The organism is Streptomyces sp. AB3(2024) (assembly GCF_041862025.1).
In the GTDB taxonomy this organism is placed as follows: domain Bacteria; phylum Actinomycetota; class Actinomycetes; order Streptomycetales; family Streptomycetaceae; genus Streptomyces.
Window position 1 is genome coordinate 15,872 of sequence record NZ_JBGWAB010000095.1, and the last position, 16,500, is coordinate 32,371.

General features: G+C 74.6%; 14 protein-coding genes. 4 read left to right on the plus strand and 10 right to left on the minus strand.

What is annotated here, in order from left to right:
- Positions 1-69: 69 nt before the first annotated feature.
- On the minus strand, positions 70-639 hold the full coding sequence (locus ACEPPI_RS28890) for a CGNR zinc finger domain-containing protein (protein ID WP_373918208.1): 570 nt from the start codon (positions 637-639) through the stop codon (positions 70-72).
- A gap of 89 nt (positions 640-728) precedes the next feature.
- Between ACEPPI_RS28890 and ACEPPI_RS28895 the strand changes: the two genes are divergently transcribed.
- Entirely contained in the window at positions 729-1,958 is a 1,230-nt protein-coding gene (locus ACEPPI_RS28895) for an MFS transporter (protein WP_373918209.1), read from the plus strand.
- A 40-nt stretch (positions 1,959-1,998) separates the two neighbouring features.
- On the opposite strand, the gene ACEPPI_RS28900 is transcribed toward ACEPPI_RS28895, so the two are convergent.
- Both ACEPPI_RS28900 and ACEPPI_RS28905 read right to left on the minus strand, forming a co-directional pair.
- Positions 1,999-2,754 carry an N-acetyltransferase gene (locus tag ACEPPI_RS28900; protein WP_373918210.1) on the minus strand — a complete coding sequence of 252 codons (756 nt, stop codon included), beginning with the start codon at positions 2,752-2,754 and terminating at the stop codon, positions 1,999-2,001.
- Positions 2,755-2,764: 10 nt separating this feature from the next.
- Positions 2,765-4,231 carry a PLP-dependent aminotransferase family protein gene (locus ACEPPI_RS28905; RefSeq protein ID WP_373918211.1) on the minus strand — a complete coding sequence of 489 codons (1,467 nt, stop codon included), beginning with the start codon at positions 4,229-4,231 and terminating at the stop codon, positions 2,765-2,767.
- On the opposite strand from ACEPPI_RS28905, the gene ACEPPI_RS28910 reads away from it, so the two are divergent.
- Entirely contained in the window at positions 4,230-5,240 is a 1,011-nt protein-coding gene (locus ACEPPI_RS28910) for a DMT family transporter (protein WP_373918212.1), read from the plus strand. The two genes, ACEPPI_RS28905 and ACEPPI_RS28910, sit on opposite strands and share 2 nt — an antisense overlap.
- A 57-nt stretch (positions 5,241-5,297) precedes the next feature.
- On the plus strand, positions 5,298-5,495 hold the full coding sequence (locus tag ACEPPI_RS28915; RefSeq protein ID WP_373918213.1) for a DUF1918 domain-containing protein: 198 nt from the start codon (positions 5,298-5,300) through the stop codon (positions 5,493-5,495).
- 18 nt (positions 5,496-5,513) lie between these two features.
- Here the strand turns inward: ACEPPI_RS28915 and ACEPPI_RS28920 are convergent, their stop codons facing one another.
- Positions 5,514-6,761: a glycoside hydrolase family 10 protein gene (locus ACEPPI_RS28920; RefSeq protein WP_373918214.1), complete on the minus strand. Its 1,248-nt coding sequence runs from the start codon at positions 6,759-6,761 to the stop codon at positions 5,514-5,516.
- A 153-nt stretch (positions 6,762-6,914) separates the two neighbouring features.
- On the opposite strand from ACEPPI_RS28920, the gene ACEPPI_RS28925 reads away from it, so the two are divergent.
- Complete coding sequence (locus tag ACEPPI_RS28925; protein ID WP_373918215.1) at positions 6,915-7,817, plus strand: 3-hydroxybutyryl-CoA dehydrogenase; 903 nt, start codon at positions 6,915-6,917, stop codon at positions 7,815-7,817.
- 33 nt (positions 7,818-7,850) lie between these two features.
- Here ACEPPI_RS28925 and ACEPPI_RS28930 read toward each other — a convergent pair whose 3' ends face one another.
- The 6 genes from ACEPPI_RS28930 to ACEPPI_RS28955 form a co-directional block, all read right to left on the minus strand.
- Positions 7,851-8,381 (minus strand): NUDIX hydrolase, encoded by a 531-nt coding sequence (locus ACEPPI_RS28930; RefSeq protein WP_280914984.1) that lies wholly within the window; start codon positions 8,379-8,381, stop codon positions 7,851-7,853.
- 53 nt (positions 8,382-8,434) lie between these two features.
- Positions 8,435-9,772 (minus strand): transcriptional regulator, encoded by a 1,338-nt coding sequence (locus ACEPPI_RS28935; protein ID WP_373918216.1) that lies wholly within the window; start codon positions 9,770-9,772, stop codon positions 8,435-8,437.
- Between the two features lie 455 nt (positions 9,773-10,227).
- Positions 10,228-11,247 (minus strand): PP2C family protein-serine/threonine phosphatase, encoded by a 1,020-nt coding sequence (locus ACEPPI_RS28940; RefSeq protein WP_373918217.1) that lies wholly within the window; start codon positions 11,245-11,247, stop codon positions 10,228-10,230.
- A gap of 154 nt (positions 11,248-11,401) precedes the next feature.
- Entirely contained in the window at positions 11,402-13,930 is a 2,529-nt protein-coding gene (pheT, locus tag ACEPPI_RS28945; protein WP_373918218.1) for a phenylalanine--tRNA ligase subunit beta, read from the minus strand.
- Positions 13,930-15,057 carry a phenylalanine--tRNA ligase subunit alpha gene (gene pheS / locus ACEPPI_RS28950; RefSeq protein WP_356215661.1) on the minus strand — a complete coding sequence of 376 codons (1,128 nt, stop codon included), beginning with the start codon at positions 15,055-15,057 and terminating at the stop codon, positions 13,930-13,932. Before pheS ends, pheT begins: the two co-directional genes overlap by 1 nt.
- Before the next feature lie 151 nt (positions 15,058-15,208).
- Positions 15,209-16,474: an ATP-binding protein gene (locus ACEPPI_RS28955; protein ID WP_373918219.1), complete on the minus strand. Its 1,266-nt coding sequence runs from the start codon at positions 16,472-16,474 to the stop codon at positions 15,209-15,211.
- Positions 16,475-16,500 lie beyond the last annotated feature (26 nt).

The following is a 16,500-nucleotide window of genomic DNA, read 5'->3' on the forward strand; positions in this document are numbered from 1 at the left end:
CGATGGCATGACTATACGTAGGGCTGCACTTTTATGCAATCGCCTTGCGATCATCCTCCTCCCGGTACCTCAGGCCCGCCGGGCCCGGAAGGCCGCGGCCTTGGTGCGGTTCTGGCAGGCGGTGGAGCAGAACCGGCGGGCGGCATTGCGCGAGCCGTCCACGTACACGCGGTCGCACCGGTCGGCCCGGCACACGCCCAGCCGGCCCGCGAGGCTGCCGCCCACCGCCAGGGCCAGCGCGGTGGCACTGCCCGCGTTGACGCCCGCGGCGAAGGAGTCGTCGGGGCCGTGGAAGTGCATCTGCCACGGCTCACCCCCGGTCCGGTCCAGCCTCGGCCGGGCCCCGGTGTCGCGCAGCAGGTCGTTCACGGTCGCGGCCGCGGCGTCCACATCCCCATCCTGCATCGCCCGGAAGACCTCGCGCATGCGCCGGGCCGCGCCGACGAAGTAGTCCGCCTGCGCGGCGTCGACGGCGCGCGGCAGCGAGGCCGCGACGCGCGGGACCGCCCCTTCGATCGCGGCGGGCAGCTCCGCGCCGCGCGGAGCCGCGTACGGGCGGCCGCGCGCCTCTCCGTCCGTCAGTGCGTTCACGAGCGCCACCGCCTGCTCCAGCAGTACCGCCACGTGACTGTCGAACATCACTTGACCAGTCACTCCTTCGATCGCTAGCGTTCCCCGGGTTCGTAACTGACATTACTCGATTCGACAGTCACGCGAGGGGTGTGGTCATGCCGCGGACCGTATGGATGCTGGTGGTGGCACGGGCGATCAACCGGCTGGGCGCCTTCTCCCTGCCCTTCCTGACCGTCCTGATCGGCACCGAGTTCGGCGCGGGCACGACGACGGCGGGCCTGGTCTCCGCGGGCTTCGGCCTCGCCACGATCCCGTCCCGGGTGGCGGGCGGACGGCTGGCGGGCCGGATCGGGCGCCGCCGCACGATCGTGCTGGGACTCGTCGGCTGCGCCCTCGCCCAGCTGGGCATCGCCGCGGCCGGCTCCCTCGCCGCGGTGGCCGTCTTCGCGGTCCTGCTCGGCCTGTCCTTCGAGCTGTACGAGCCGCCGAGCCAGGCGCTGATCGCCGACGCCGTCGGCCCGGCCGACCGGGTGCGCGCCTACGGCGCGCTCAACGCCGCGCTCGCCGTGGGCGGCACCGGGTCCGGTCTGATCGCGGCGGGGCTCGGCCGGTGGGACCTGCGCTGGCTGTTCGTCGTCGACGCGCTCACCTGCCTGGCCTGCGCGCTGACCCTGCGCCTCGCCCTGCCGGCCGACGGTCCCCGGGGTCCGCGCGGCGTACCGGACGACGGCCACGACGGCCACGACGGCGCCGACGGCAACGGCGACGGCGACGGCCCCGTGCGGCCTTGGCGGGACCGGGGGCTGTGGGCGATGTTCGCCTCCGGGACCGCGTTCGCGCTCGTCTCCATGCACATCGTGATGGCGCTCCCGCTCACCCTCGGCCACCGCGGCCTCGAACCCGCCGACGCCGGGCTGCTGTTCACCGCCTCGGCCGTGACCGTCGTCGCCGCCCAGCCCGCGCTGCGCCTGCGCCGCCTGGCCGCGCTCCCCGACCCCGCGGCCATGGCCCTCGGCTACGCCCTGCTGGCGGCCGGTCTGGCCGGCTACGCCGCGGCGCGGACGCTGCCCGCGTTCCTGGCCGCCACCGCCGTGCTGAGCGTGGGCGAGGTGCTGGTCCTGGGCCGGGTGCTCGGCGTCGTGGCCGGCCTGGCGCCGCCGGGCGGCACCGACCGCTACCTCGCCGCGTACGGCATCAGCTGGGGCGTCGCCACGGTCGCCGCCCCGGTCACCGCCACCCAGCTGCTCGAACGGGCCGGTGCCGGGGCCCTGTGGGCGGGCACCGCGGTCCTGTGCCTCGTGCTCGCCGCTGCGCAGCCCCTGGTGGTCGGGCCGCTCACCGGGGGCCTGCCGGTGCGGCCGGGAGCCGGTGCGCCGGCGGCGTAGTGCGCCGGGGCCGGCCGGCCCCGCCCGGTCGGCGGTCGTGTCAGGAGCCGTCCAGCCGGTGGCGGACCCACACGTTCGCTTCGACGTAGACGGCAAAGTCGCGTTCCGGTTCGCAGTGGACGGGTGCCAGCGCGCCGGGCACGAGGACCGGGCCCGGGGTGTCGAAGGGCAGCCCGGTCCACTCCCGCCACTGCGCGAGCGTGCCGTTGATGGTCATGGAGAGCGGCGCCACCCCCTCGATGACCGCCCCGGCGCGCACGTGGACCCGCAGCCACGGGTCGCACGGGAGGCCATCCTCGCGGGTCCGGTACGCGTACTCCGCCATCGGCGTCCCGGGCTCGGCCGGCTTCCCGCTGGGCCGGACCGGGGCCACCAGCTCCGCGAACCCGGCGGCGCGGACGCCCTCGCGCATGGCGGCCAGCATCCGGCCGGAGAGGCCCTCGCCCTGCCGGCCGGCGGCGACGGAGATCTCGACGGCGCTGACCGTATCGGGCCGGACCCCGCGCCGCCGGTCGGAGAAGGCCCACATGAGGACCGCGTCCCAGCCCCTCGCGGGCAGCACGCCGGCCCGCTCGGGGGTGTGCAGGGCGAACGGCAGGCTGAAGCCCCGGGCCACCACCGCGTCGCCCTCGGTCGCGATCCAGACGTACTCGGGGAACTCGGCGACCATGCGCGGGTAGAGCAGCCAGGCCAGGGCGTCGTGGTCGGCGAACTCCGGCCAGGAGTCCTCCATGTCCCAGAGCCGCTCGGCCAGCTCGGGGCGGCGGGCGAGGGAAGTGATCACTACGGCGGTCATGCCGGGCAGGCTAGAACGCCTCCCCGCCTGCTTCAACAGGTTTTACGGGCGCCCCGGACAGCCCGCCGCGCATCCGCCGCACCGCCTCCACCAGCTCCCCCGGACCCGAGACCCCGGCGAAGCCCAGCCGGACGTAGGCGGCGGGCGGCTCGGCGCAGAAGAACGGCCGGCCGGGCGCGACGGCGACCCCGGCGCGCAGGGCTTCGGCGACGAAGGCCGCGTCATCGCCGCCCTCGCCGAGGCGGATCCACAGCTGGTACCCGCCGGTCGGCAGCCGGACGGGCTCCAGTCCCGGCAGCTCCCGCCGCAGCGCACCCGCGAGCACGTCCCGCCGGTGGCGCAACTCGGCTGCGACGGACCGCAGATGGCGCGGCCAGGCGGGCGCGCCGACCAGTTCGAGGGCGGCCTCCTGGAGCGGCCGGGGCACGAAGAAGCTGTCCACCACCTGGATCGCACGCAGCCGGTCCAGCACCGGGCCCCGGGCGGCCAGCGCGCCCACCCGCAGGCTCGGCGAGGTGACCTTGGTCAGCGAACGGACGTGCACCACCACCCCGTCGGCGTCCTCGGCGGCCAGGGTGGGCGGCGGCGGACCGGCGTCCTCGTGGGCCAGGGCCCGCGCGTAGTCGTCCTCGATCACGAAGGCCCCGGCGGCCCGCGCGATCCTGAGCACCTCGGGCCTGCGGGCGGCGGACAGCACCGCGCCCGTCGGGTTCTGGAACAGCGGCTGGCACACGAACACCCGCGCCCCGGTGGCCTCGAAGGCGGCGGCGAGCAGCTCCGGCCGGACCCCGTCGGTGTCCACGGGTACGGGTACGGGCCGGCAGCCGGAGGCACGGGCGATGGCGAGCAGCCCGGGGTACGTCGGCGACTCCACCAGGACCGGCGCCCCGGGCGGGGCCAGTGCCCGCAGGGCCGTGGTCAGCGCGCTCTGCCCGCCGGCGGTGACCAGTACGTCGGCGGCCCCGACGGCCCCGCCGATCTCGCGGGCGAACCAGTCGCGCAGCTCGGGCAGCCCCTCCACCGGCGGCCGCCCCCACGCCCCCGGGCGGCGTCCGGCCCGCGCCAGCGCGGCGGCCATGGCCCGCTCCGGCTGGAGGGAGGCGTGCAGGTAGCCGCTGTTGAGTCCGATCACCCCGGGCGGCGGTGTGGTCAGACAGACCATCACCCCGGAGGCGTCCACCGAGCGGGGAACCACCTCACCGGTCCCCTCCGCGCTGAGGGAGACCTCCTGCCAGGAGGTGTCGCCGGAGGAGTCGGCCTCCGTCCGCGGCGGGGACCGGAACACCCCGGCGCCGGGCCGGGTGACCACGAGCCCCTCGGCGGCGAGCAGGGCGAGGGCCCGGGAAACGGTCACGGGGCTGACCCGGTAGCGCTCGACCAGGGCCCGGCTGGACGGGAGCTTTCCACCCACCGGATAGCGGTCGAGCTCCGACCGCAGGCTTTCCGCCAGTTCCGCCACACTGCTACGCTCGTACATGACAGTACAGAATAGCGCTACTCCCTCCGGCCCGATAGCGGTTCGGCCGACCGGTCACCACTTCGGCGCGCACGCCGGCGCGGCCGGCGTCGCGGGCGGCACGGGTGGCACCGCCGGCAGCGCTACGGGGGCGGCCACCACGGGCCGGGACGGCGGCACCCGCACCGGCACGGTCATGGCCCTCCTCGGCGTCGTCGCCTTCTCGCTGACCTTCCCCGCCACCGCCTGGGGCCTGGAGAGCTTCGGCCCCTGGTCGCTCGTCGCCCTGCGCAGCGTCCTCGCCGCCCTCATCGCGGGCACCTTCCTGCTGGCCGGGCGGGTCCCCCTGCCGGCCCGCGCGCACTGGGCGGGGCTCGCGGTCGTGGCCGGCGGCGTGGTGGCCGGCTTCCCGATGCTGACCACCCTCGCCCTGCAGACCTCCACCACCTCGCACGCCGCCGTCGTGGTCGGACTGCTCCCGCTGACCACCGCCTCCTTCTCCGCCCTGCGCACCGGCGCCCGGCCGTCCCCCCGGTTCTGGGCGGCGGCCGTCGCCGGAGCGGCGGTCGTCCTCGGCTTCACGCTCGCCCAGAGCGGGGGAGCCCTCTCCACCGGGGACGCCTACCTGTTCGGGGCGCTCGTGGTGTGCGCCGCCGGATACACCGAGGGCGGACGGCTGGCCCGGCTGATGCCGGGCTGGCAGGTGATCGGCTGGGCCCTGGTGCTGTGCCTGCCGCTCACCGTGGCCGGCTCCGTGCTCGGGCTCGCCTACGAGCCGGTGCACCTGACCGCCCACGGGGTGGCGGGCCTGGTGTGGGCGGCGGCCGGTTCCACCTTCCTGGGCCTGTACGTCTGGTACCGCGGGATGGCCGAGATCGGCGCCCCGCGGGCCAGCCAGCTGCAGCTCGCCCAGCCCCTGCTGACCCTGGTCTGGTCGGTGGCGCTGCTGGGCGAGCACCTCTCCCCGGCGGCGCCCGCCGCCGCCTGCGCGGTGCTGGTCTGCATCGCCGTGACCCAACGGGTCAAATAGCCGGTAATCGCCCTAAACTGCTAACACCGGATCGGACCGCCACCGAGGAGGTCAGCTATGCACGCTACTGAGGGCGACCAGCTGGTGCAGCACGGCCGGGTCGTGGGACAACACGACAAGGTCGGCGAGATCACCCAGGTGCTGGGCGAGGACGGAACCCCTCCCTACCGGGTCCGCTTCACGGACGGCCACGAGGCGGTCATGTCCCCCGGCCCCGACTGCGTCGTCAAGCACCCGGCCGAGCACACCCCCTGACCCGGGTGGCAGCCCGGCTCAACGCGGCGCCACCGTCGTCGGATAGTGGTCGGCGACGACCCTGGCCATCGCACCGTTGGGGTCCGCGGCAACCTGCTTCGCCGAGAAGTAGACGTGCCCGCGGACCTCGGCGTGCCGCGCCGCGAGGGTCAGGTGCCTCGACAGCTCCGCCGGATCCCGCCAGGCGGGCGTGGAGCTGTCGGCGTCGCAGCGGTACAGCGCCTCCCCCACGTACAAGGCCGCCCGCGTGCCCCTGACGGTGTCCGCCCACCACTCCACGATCGTGGCGTAGTCGGCGGACGGGTGGCCGATCTGCCAGTACGCCTGAGGCACGATCGAGTCGATCCAGCCCTCGCGGACCCACTTGCGGGTGTCCGCGTACAGGTCGTCGTACGTCTGCACGCCCGCCCGGGTCCGCGAGCCGAGCGGGTCCCGGTCGCTGTTGCGCCACACCGCGAAGGGGCTGACCCCGAAGCGGGCCGCCGGGCGGACGCCCTTCAGCCGGTCCGACATCTCCTTCACCAGGACGTCGGTGTTGTGGCGGCGCCAGTCCGCGCGCGAGGCGAAGGACCCGCCGTACCGCTCGTAGGCCTCGTCGTCGTCGAACTCCTCGCCGGCGACCGGGTACGGGTAGAAGTAGTCGTCCCAGTGCACCCCGTCGACCGGGTAGCGGGAGACGGCGTCGAGCATCGCCTCCTGCACGAAGGCCCGCACCTGGGGCAGCCCCGGGTTGTAGTAGAGCTTGCCCCCGTACGGAACGGCCCAGGCGGGGTTGCGGCGGGCCGGGTGCGCCGCGACGAGCCGCTGCGGATCGGTGTGGTTGGCCACCCGGTACGGGTTGAACCAGGCGTGCAGCTCCAGCCCCCGCGCGTGTGCCTCGGCAACCGCGGTGCCCAGCGGGTCCCAGCCGGGATCTCGCCCCTGCACCCCCGTCAGCCACTGCGACCAGGGCTCCTTCGTCGAGGGCCACAGGGCGTCGGCCGTCGGCCTGACCTGGAGGAACACGGCGTTCAGCCGCCGCTCCACGGCCGTGTCGAGGAGCCCGGTCAGCTCCGCGCGCTGCTCCCGCGCGGACAGCCCGGCCCCGGACGGCCAGTCGACGTTCTCGACCGTGGCGATCCACATCCCCCTGAGTTCCGCGGCCGGCGCCCGCCCCCCGCCGGACCCCCGCACCGCCCCGCCCTCCCCCGCCGGGGCGGCCGCCGCCGTCGTGGCCAGCACCCCCGCGGCCCCCGCCAGCAGCCCCCGCCGCCCGATGTGCGTCATGTGACGACTCCGTTCCGTTCCGTGACATCGCTCCGCGTGCGCCCAGCATGCCCGCCCCACCCCGCCACCGGGGGCAAGGACGGGGGTAACGTCGGGGGGCGTGGCGGGCGCCGGACGCAGTTACCACTGCCGAGTACGGGGGACCCGCGATGGATGAGCAGCGAAAGGCACGATGTGACGGACCTCTCTACCCTCCCGACCGACATCGCACGGGTCGGCGTGGTGGGCTGCGGCCAGATGGGCGCGGGCATCGCCGAGGTGTGCGCCCGCAGCGGTCTTGAGGTGATGGTCGCCGAGACCACGGGCGAGGCCCTGGAGATCGGGCGCACCCGGCTGCACAACTCCCTGACCAAGGCCGCCGAACGCGGCAAGATCAGCGAGGAGGAACGGGACGCCACCCTGGCCCGCCTCACCTTCACCACCGACCTCGGCGAGTTCGCCGACCGCGACCTCGTCATCGAGGCCGTCGTCGAGAACGAGCAGGTCAAGACGGAGATCTTCCAGGTCCTCGACCAGGTGATCACCCGCCCGGACGCGATCCTCGCCTCCAACACCTCCTCGATCCCGCTGGTCAAGCTGGCCGTCGCGACCTCGCGGCCGGACCAGGTCATCGGCATCCACTTCTTCAACCCGGCCCCGGTGCAGCAGCTCGTCGAGCTGATCCCGGCCCTGACCACCGGCGAGGAGACCGTCAAGCGGGCCGAGGCCCTGGTGCGGGACGTGCTGGGCAAGCACGCGGTCCGCGCCCAGGACCGCTCCGGCTTCGTCGTCAACGCGCTCCTCGTCCCGTACCTGCTGTCCGCGATCCGGATGTTCGAGTCCGGCATCGCGAGCCGTGAGGACATCGACAACGGCATGGAGCTGGGCTGCGCCCACCCGATGGGCCCGCTCAAGCTGTCCGACCTGATCGGCCTGGACACCATCGCGTCGATCGCCGACTCGATGTACGCCGAGTACAAGGAGCCGCTGTACGCGGCTCCCCCGCTGCTCCAGCGGATGGTCGACGCGGGCCGCCTCGGCCGCAAGACCGGCTCGGGCTTCTACCCGTACGGCTGACGCCCGGCGCGGGCACCCGGGGGCGGAGGGCCGCTAGCCGAGCCGCAGATGGTGCAGCAGGAGCAGCCCGGCCGCCATGTTGGCGGCCGGGACCTCGCCCCGCGCGATCATGTCCGGCACGAGCTTCAGCGGGACCCACTCGCGCCGCGAGGACTCGAAGTCGTCCTCCGGGTGACCGACGTACGTGGCCCCCTCCGCCCAGTAGAGGTGGTGGCGGGCGTCGGTCAGCCCGTTGGACGGCTCCACCGTCATCAGGTGGTGCAGCGGCCCCGGCCGCCAGCCCGACTCCTCCTCCATCTCCCGCGCGGCCGCCGTCTCGACGGCCTCGCCGTCCTCGACCACCCCGGCGGGCAGTTCCCAGCCCCAGCTGTCGGTGATGAACCGGTGCCGCCACAGCAGCAGCACCTCGTTGGCCTCGTTGACGGCCGTGGCCACGGCCACCGGGCGCAGCCGGATCACGAAGTGGTCCAGGTGCCGGCCGTCGGGGAGTTCCACGTCCGCGAGGTTCACGTCGAACCATCGGTTCTTGTACACGGTCTGCTCACTCAGGTTCGTCCACTGCACGGTTGTGCCACCTTTCGCATCCGTCGGTGGCAACATGGCAGCAGTTCCTGCCGTCACAGGGGAACGCGCAGCGCCCCGTCGATGAGCTGCGCGGTCTCCTCCGCGCCCGCGTACCCGCTGGTCAGCAGCTGTTCCCGGACCGCCCGCAGCCGGTCGCGCAGCCGCAGCGACTCCATCCCCTTGGCCCGTTCGGCCATTTCGGCCGCCGAGGCCACCGCCCGGTCCGCCTCGCCCTGGCGCAGCTGGATCTCGCACAGCATCGCGAGCCGGTGCACCCGCCCCCGGTCGTGCGCGGGGGTCCCCACGGCCTCCGCGGCCTGGGCGTGCGCCGCGTCGAGGTCCCCCAGGCTCAGCAGCGCCTCCGCCACCTGGACGTTGACCAGTCCGGGCTGTACGTAGCCCGTCTCGTCGGGCTCCGCGCCCGGCCGGATCCGCTCGGCGGCCGCCTCCGCGCTGCGGATGCAGGCCAACGCGGCCACCGGATCACCGAGTTGGGCATAGGCCTTGGCCTGCATCGCGTACAGGTCCGCGGCCAGCGCCGGGGTGGTGTGCCGTCCGGCGGCGCGCAGCGCGGCCTCCGCGAAGGCGACGGCCTGGCGGTACTCCCGCAGGTGCAGCGACTGGTTGACCAGCAGGGCGATCACGTACGCGCCGAGCCCCCGGTCCCCGCTGGCCTTGGCGAGCCGCAGCGCCTGGTGGAAGTAGCGCTGGGCGAGCCCGTGGGCGTCGGAGTCGTACGCGCAGATCCCGGCGACCGCCACCAGGGAGCCGGTGGCCCGGTGCAGGAGGCGGCCGACCTCGTCCGGGTAGCTGCCGCGGAGCATCGGAGCGGTCTCGCTGCCGAGGAAGCGGACGATCCGGGCGCGGGTCGCCATCCCCCCGGCCCGCCGGTACATCAGCTCGTAGTGCGCGCGGGCAGCCCGCAGGACCTCGATGTGCTCGGGCCCGATCCGGTGCGGGCCGGAGCGGGACACGTCGGCGTCCTCCGGCGGGTTCTCCCACTCCCACACCGGGATCACGGCCGGGGTCCCGGTGACGGCCCCGGCGGTGAGCAGCGCGGGCCGGCCCAGCTCGTCGGAGCGCCACAGGGCGGTGGCGCGGTCGACGAAGCCGCCGATCCGGGTCGTGTGCGGGCTGTGCTGTCCCGGGATCCCGAGCCCGATGTCCTCCAGTGCGACGGGCCGTCGCAGGCGTCCGCCGAGCACCTCGCAGATCAGGTCGGGCACTTGGCCGCGGGGGCGCTGCCCCTTCAGCCAGCGCGAGACCGCGGTGTGCTCGTAGCGCAGCGCGAGTCCGCGCGACCGGCCCGCCTGGTTGACGTGCGCGGCGAGTCCTGCGTGGGACATGCCCGCCTCGGCGAGGAGGGCGTCGAGCAGGGCGTTGGGCTGCATGGGCCCCTCCAAGGGCTCGTCCGATCCAGGCTAGTGGCTGGGGGCCCCGCGCGGGGTGCGGTGCGCTCGATTCACACGGGGTGTGAATCGAGTACGCGCATAAATGCGATGCGCACCCTGCCGCGGAGGGCCCCCGCGGGGTTTCACTTAAGAGCCTCGCCAAGGAGGCCGCCCGGGTCGTCGGCTCCCCCTCGTACAGTGCGACGACCCGGCACCGCGCCGCCCGCCCTGCTGTCTGCCCGACACTCCATGGCAGGCGGGCGGCGCACCACGCCTCCGCCGGGGCCCGGTTGGTCGCCGGGCGCCCGCCAGGAGCCGGGCCGCACCCGCACCGGGCCCGTCCACCGGCCCGGTGCGGAGTGGCTCCGCCGGTCGCGCGGAGACGGCCGGACCGGTGCAGGGCCGGTCCGGCTCCGCCGCCGGCACGCACCCGGCCCGGCCGGAGGAGCGGCCCGTCAGGGGCGCTCGCCCCGGCCGCCCCGGTCGTTGCGGAGCACCAGCAGGGTCACGTCGTCCGTGAGCCGTCCCCTGGTGTGGCGCAGCAGTGCGGCGTGCACGCCCGCGACCAGCCGCGCGGGCGTGGGCGCCGGCGCCCGCGCGAGGACGCCCCGCAGCGGGAAGAAGCGGCCCCGGCGGTCCCGGGCGTCCTCGGCGCCGTCGGTGTACAGCACGAGGACCTCGCCGGGGCCGATCTCCCCGCAGTACCGGGACCGCAGGTCCGGCGGCAGGGGGACCACCCCGAGCGGCGGCAGCGTCTCGCCGCCCGCGAGCGGCCGTACCGTGCGCGCCGGCGGGCCCGGCGGGACGGACACCGGTGCCGCGTCGAGGCGGTAGGGCCAGGGGTGGCCGCAGTTCAGGGCCTCCACCGAACCGTCCGCCGCGATCTGGAGCAGCAGCACCGTCACGAACTCCTCCGCCACCGGGGACCGCGGCCGCTCCGGTGGGGCCGACGGGGGCTCGGCGCGGGCGCGTTCGCGCAGGTGCCGCTCCAGGGAGCGTTCCATCCGCCGCAGGACCCCGGCGGGCTCGGGCTCGTCGTGGGCCGCCTCGCGGAACGAGCCCAGTACCGCGGCGGCCGCCCCCAGTGCCGGGAGGCCGTGGCCCCGTACGTCCCCGATCAGCACCCGGACGCCGTACGCCGTGGCCACCGCTTCGTACAGGTCCCCGCCCACGGCGGCTCCCCGGCTCGCCGACAGCTGGGCCGCCGCGAGCGCCAGGCCGTCCATCCGCCCGGGCAGCGGTCTGAGCAGGACCTGCTGGGTGGCTCCGGCGATCTCCCGCGAGCGGCGCAGTTCGGCCACCAGCCCGTGGCGGACGCGCAGCGCGCAGCCCGTGGCGAGGAGCAGGAAGGCCGCGCAGGTGGTGAGGCTCGGCCCCGGCCGTCCGGGGGAGGACGGCGGCTCCCAGGACACCGGGGCGCCCCGGGCGAGGACGCACACCCGGCGCATCCGGGGCATCTCCGCGCGCGTGATCATCCGTAGGACCCTCCCCCTCCGGCTCGACGGCCGGAACGATTGTGTCGACCTCCTGACGTACCGGACACCCGGTCACCGTTGTTCTCACCCCAATGAGTGAGGGGCCCCTCCGGTGATCCGGAAGGGCCCCTCGATCGGGTTCTGCGGCGGGGCGCTACGCGCCGCGCAGCACCGCCCCGGTCCGCTCGCCGGCCAGGGCCACCGCCGCGTCGCGCGCGGCCGTGGACTCCTCGGCGGTCAGCGTGCGGTCGGTCGCGCGGAAGCGCAGCGCGTACGCGAGGGACTTCTTGCCCTCGCCCACCTGCTCACCGGTGAACACGTCGAACAGCCGCAGGGACTCCAGCAGTTCGCCGGCTCCCTTGCGCAGCGCGGTCTCCACCTCGGAGGCCGGGACCGACGCGTCGACGATCAGCGCCACGTCCTGGGTCGCCACCGGGAAGGAGGAGATCCGGGGCGCCTGGAGGGCCTCGCCGCCGGCCGCCGCGAGGCGGTCCAGGTCGATCTCCATGGCGCTGGTACGGGCGGGCAGGCCCATCGCCTTGACCACGCGGGGGTGCAGCTCACCGGCGTGGCCGATGACCGTCTCCACGCCGTTCAGGACGACGACGAGCTCGGCGCAGCGGCCCGGGTGCCAGGGGCCGTACTGGCCCTGGCGGACCACCAGCTCGGTACCGGCCTCGACGGCCAGCGCGCGGGCGGCCTGGACCGCGTCGGCCCAGTCGGCCGGACGGCCCTTGCCCCACCAGCCGGCCTGCTCGCGGGCCCCGGCCAGCACGACCGCGGCGTGGCGCGGCTGGGCGGGCAGGGCCGCGTTCAGGGTGGCGATCTCCTCGTCCGTGGGACGACGGTCCACGGGCAGGCGTACGGCGACGCCCGGCCGGTCGCCGGCGAGGAAGACGGAGCCCGTCTCGAAGAGCGCCAGGTCGTGGCTGCCCCGGCTGTCGTTGCGGCGCAGCGCGCCGAGCAGGCCCGGCAGCAGCGTGGTGCGCAGCGCCGGCTCCTCGTCGGAGATCGGGTTGACCAGCTTGACCACCTGGCGGGCCGCGTCGTGCGCCGGCAGCTGGAGCTGGTCGAAGACGCCCTCGCCGAGGAACGGGTAGCTCAGCGCCTCGACGTAGCCGGAGCCGGCCAGCGCGCGGCCGGCCCGGCGGTGCAGCTGCTGCCGGGCGGTCAGGCCGCGGCCGGAGGGCACCTGCGGGAGGGTGGACGGGAGGTTCCCGTAGCCCTCCAGCCGGATGATCTCCTCGGCGAGGTCGTTGGGCTCGGCGAGGTCGGGACGCCACGAGGGGACGGTGACGACGAGCTCGTCCTGGCCGTAGACGTCGCAGCCGACCTCCTGGAGGCGGCGCACGACGGTCTCGCGGCCGTAGTCCATGCCCGCGACCCGGTCGGGGTGGTCGGCGCGCATCGCGATGGTGCGCGGGGCGCCCGGGGCGGTCAGCTCGGTGACCCCGGCCTCGGCGGTGCCGCCCGCGAGCAGCACGAGCAGGTCGACGGTCCGCTGCGCGGCCGCGGCGGCGGCCTGCGGGTCGACGCCCCGCTCGAAGCGCTTGGAGGCCTCGGAGGAGAGCTTCAGGCGGCGGGCGGTGCGCGAGATCGACACGGAGTCGAAGTGCGCGGCCTCGACGACCACGTCCGTGGTGCCGGTGACGGCGCCCGTCTCCGGGTCGGTGACGGAGTCGGCGATCTCGGTGTTGGCTCCGCCCATGACACCGGCGAGCCCGATGGGGCCGCTGTTGTCGGTGATCACCAGGTCCTCGGCGTCGAGCGTGCGCTTGACCCCGTCGAGGGTGGTGAACTTCTCGCCCTGCTCGGCGCGCCGGACACCGATGGCGCCGTCGAGGCGCGAGCGGTCGTAGGCGTGCAGCGGCTGGCCGAGTTCGAGCATCACGTAGTTGGTGACGTCGACGGCGAGCGAGATCGGGCGCATGCCCGCCTTCTGGAGGCGGCGCGTGAGCCAGATCGGGGAGCGGGCCTCGGGGTCGAGACCGGTCACGGTGCGGGCGGTGAAGCGGTCGCAGCCGGCCGGGTCGTCGATCTTGACCAGGTAGCCGTACGAGTTCGGCGCGGGCACGTCGAGCAGGGCCGGGTCGCGCAGCGGCAGGCCGTAGGCGGTGGCGGCCTCGCGGGCCACACCGCGCATGGACATGCAGTAGCCGCGGTCCGGGGTGATGTCGATGTCGAGGACCTCGTCGACGAGCTGGAGCAGCTCGATCGCGTCGGTGCCGACCTCGTGCTCCGGCGGCAGCACGATGATGCCGTGCGTGCCGTCGTCGCCCATGCCCAGCTCCTCGCCGGAGCAGATCATGCCGTGCGAGGTGCGGCCGTAGGTCTTGCGCGAGGCGATCGCGAAGTCCCCGGGCAGGACGGCGCCGGGCAGGACCACGACGACCTTGTCGCCGACGGAGAAGTTCCGGGCGCCGCAGACGATCTCCTGCGGCTCGCCGGTGCCGTTGGCGCCGGCGACGTCGACCGTGCAGAAGCGGATCGGCTTGCGGAAGCCCTCCAGCTCCTCGATCGTCAGCACCTGGCCGACGACGAGCGGGCCCTTGAGCCCGGCGCCGAGCTGCTCGACGGTCTCGACCTCCAGGCCGGCGTCGACGAGCTTGGCCGCCACGTCACGGCCGGTCTCACCTGCGGGGAGGTCGACGTACTCCCGCAGCCACGAAAGCGGGACCCGCATCAGATCTCCATCCCGAAGGGCCGGGTGAAACGAACGTCACCCTCGACCATGTCTCGCATGTCTTCAACGTTGTGACGGAACATCAGCATCCGCTCGATGCCGAAGCCGAAGGCGAACCCGCTGTATTTCTCCGGGTCCACACCGCAGGCGGTCAGCACCTTGGGGTTGACCATGCCGCAGCCGCCGAGCTCGATCCAGCCCTCGCTGGAGCAGGTGCGGCAGGGGCGGTCGGGGTTGCCCACCGAGGCGCCGCGGCACACGTAGCACTGCATGTCCATCTCGGCGGACGGCTCGGTGAAGGGGAAGAAGTGCGGGCGCAGGCGCGTGGTGGTGCCCTCGCCGAACAGCTCCTGGACCATGTGGTCCATCGTGCCCTTGAGGTCCGCCATGGTCAGGCCCTCGTCCACGGCGAGCAGCTCGACCTGGTGGAAGACGGGCGTGTGCGTCGCGTCGAGCTCGTCGGTGCGGTAGACCCGCCCCGGGCACACGATGTAGACGGGGGGCTTGCGCTCCAGCAGCGAACGCGCCTGCACCGGGGAGGTGTGGGTGCGCAGCACGACGCCGGACTCGTCGCCCTCGGTGCCCTCGGGCCCCCGGACGAAGAACGTGTCCTGCATCTGGCGCGCCGGGTGGTCGGGCGTGAAGTTGAGGGCGTCGAAGTTGAACCACTCCGCCTCGACCTCGGGGCCTTCCGCGACCTCGTAGCCCATGGCCACGAAGATGTCCGCGATGCGGTCCATCAGCGTGGTCAGGGGGTGGCGGGCGCCGGCGGGCACGCGGTCGTAGGGCAGCGTGACGTCCACCGCCTCCTCGACCAGCACCCGCTCGTCGCGCTCGGCTTCGAGCGCCACGGTACGGGCCCCGAAGGCCTTGTTCACGGCGCCGCGGGCCTGTCCGACGCGCTTGCCCGCCTCGGCCTTGGCCTGGGGCGGCAGGGCGCCGATCTCCCGGTTGGCGAGCGCCAGGGGCGAGCGGTCGCCCATGTGCGCGGTCTTCGCCTCGCGGAGCTCGTCGAGGTCGCCGGCGGACGCGAAGGCGGCGAGCGCCTCGTCCCGCATGCGCTCGATCTCTTCCGGTTTCAGTGCCTCGACCTCGACAGGGTCGTACGACTTGTTCGGTGCCGACATCTCTTCCCGTACTTCCGATGGCTGGCTGGTGGGTCCCCGTACGGCACGATCAGACCGATCGACGCAGAGACACAAAGGTGCCAAAGGACGAGTCTAAGGGCCGTCGGGGGTGGAGGAGCCCGTGGGCCGCCTGGCGAGACGCTCCGCAGGGTTACTGCGTGAGGTAGGCCGGTGCGCTCACGGGCAGGATAAATCGGAACTCTGCCCCGCCGCCCGGGCCGCGGCCGACCGTGATGGCGCCGCCGTGGGCCTCCACGATGCCCTTGACGATGTACAGGCCCAGGCCGGTGCCGCCGCGCTTGCTCCCCCGCCAGAAGCGGGTGAAGACGCGGCCCATCGATTCCTCGGGGATCCCGGGGCCTTCGTCGGTCACGGTGACGGCGGTTCCCTTCTCGTGCGGCGCCACGTCGATGGTGACCGTTCCGTCACCGTGGCGCACCGCATTTTCGAGGAGGTTGCCGAGGATCTGGTCGATCTTGTCGGGATCGGCCCACAGGTCGGGCAGGGGGCGGCTCACCCGGACGAGGAACCGCTCGGGGGCCTGGCCGTTCGCGGTGAGCGCCTGGACGTGACGGCCGACGGCGGCGGCGATGTCGACCGGCTGGCGGCGCACCTCCAGGCGGCCGGAGTCGATGCGGGAGATGTCGAGCAGCTCGGCGATCAGGCGGGTGACGCGGTTGGCGTCGGCGTCGACGGTCTCCAGCATCAGCCGCTTCTGGTCGTCGGTGAACCGCTCCCACTTGGCGAGCAGGGTCGCCGTGAAGCCCTTCACCGAGGTCAGCGGGGAGCGCAGCTCGTGCGCGACGGTGGCGATCAGCTCGGCGTGGCTGCGTTCGGTGCGGCGGCGGGCCTCGGTGCCGCGCAGGGTGACCACGAGGCGGCTGAGCGGGCCGGTGGGGTGGCTGCGGACGTAGCGGGCGGAGACGAGCACCTCGCGGCCGCCGGGCAGGAGCAGGTTCCGCTCGGGCTGGCCGCGGCGGGTGGCGAGGCCGCCGTACGGGTCGGTCAGGGCCCACCAGCGGCGGCCTTCGAGGTCTTCGAGCGGCAGCGCCCGGTCGATGCGGGCGCCCAGGGCCTGGCCGGGGTCGGTGGCGGTCATCCGGGCGGCGGCCCGGTTGAAGCAGATCACCCGGCCGGTGTGGTCGGCGACGACGAGCCCGTCGGGCAGCTCGTCGGGGTCGATCCCGAACCCGGCCCACGCGGGGGCGTCGTCCGCGGTCCCCGGGCCCGTGGACGGGTGGCCGGGGGCGGAGCCCGCGGTGACGGCCGACGGGCCGGATCCACGGACCGGGCCGGGCGCCGGGGTGGCGGCGGAAGCCCGGGGGGGAGCCGCGGGGGGGGCGGCCCGGGCGGGGGTGGGCGCCTGGGGGGGTACCCCGCGCAGGCCGTCGGCTGCCGGGCGCCCCCCGGCGGCCACAATAAAAGCAGGGGGTCAACGAGCCG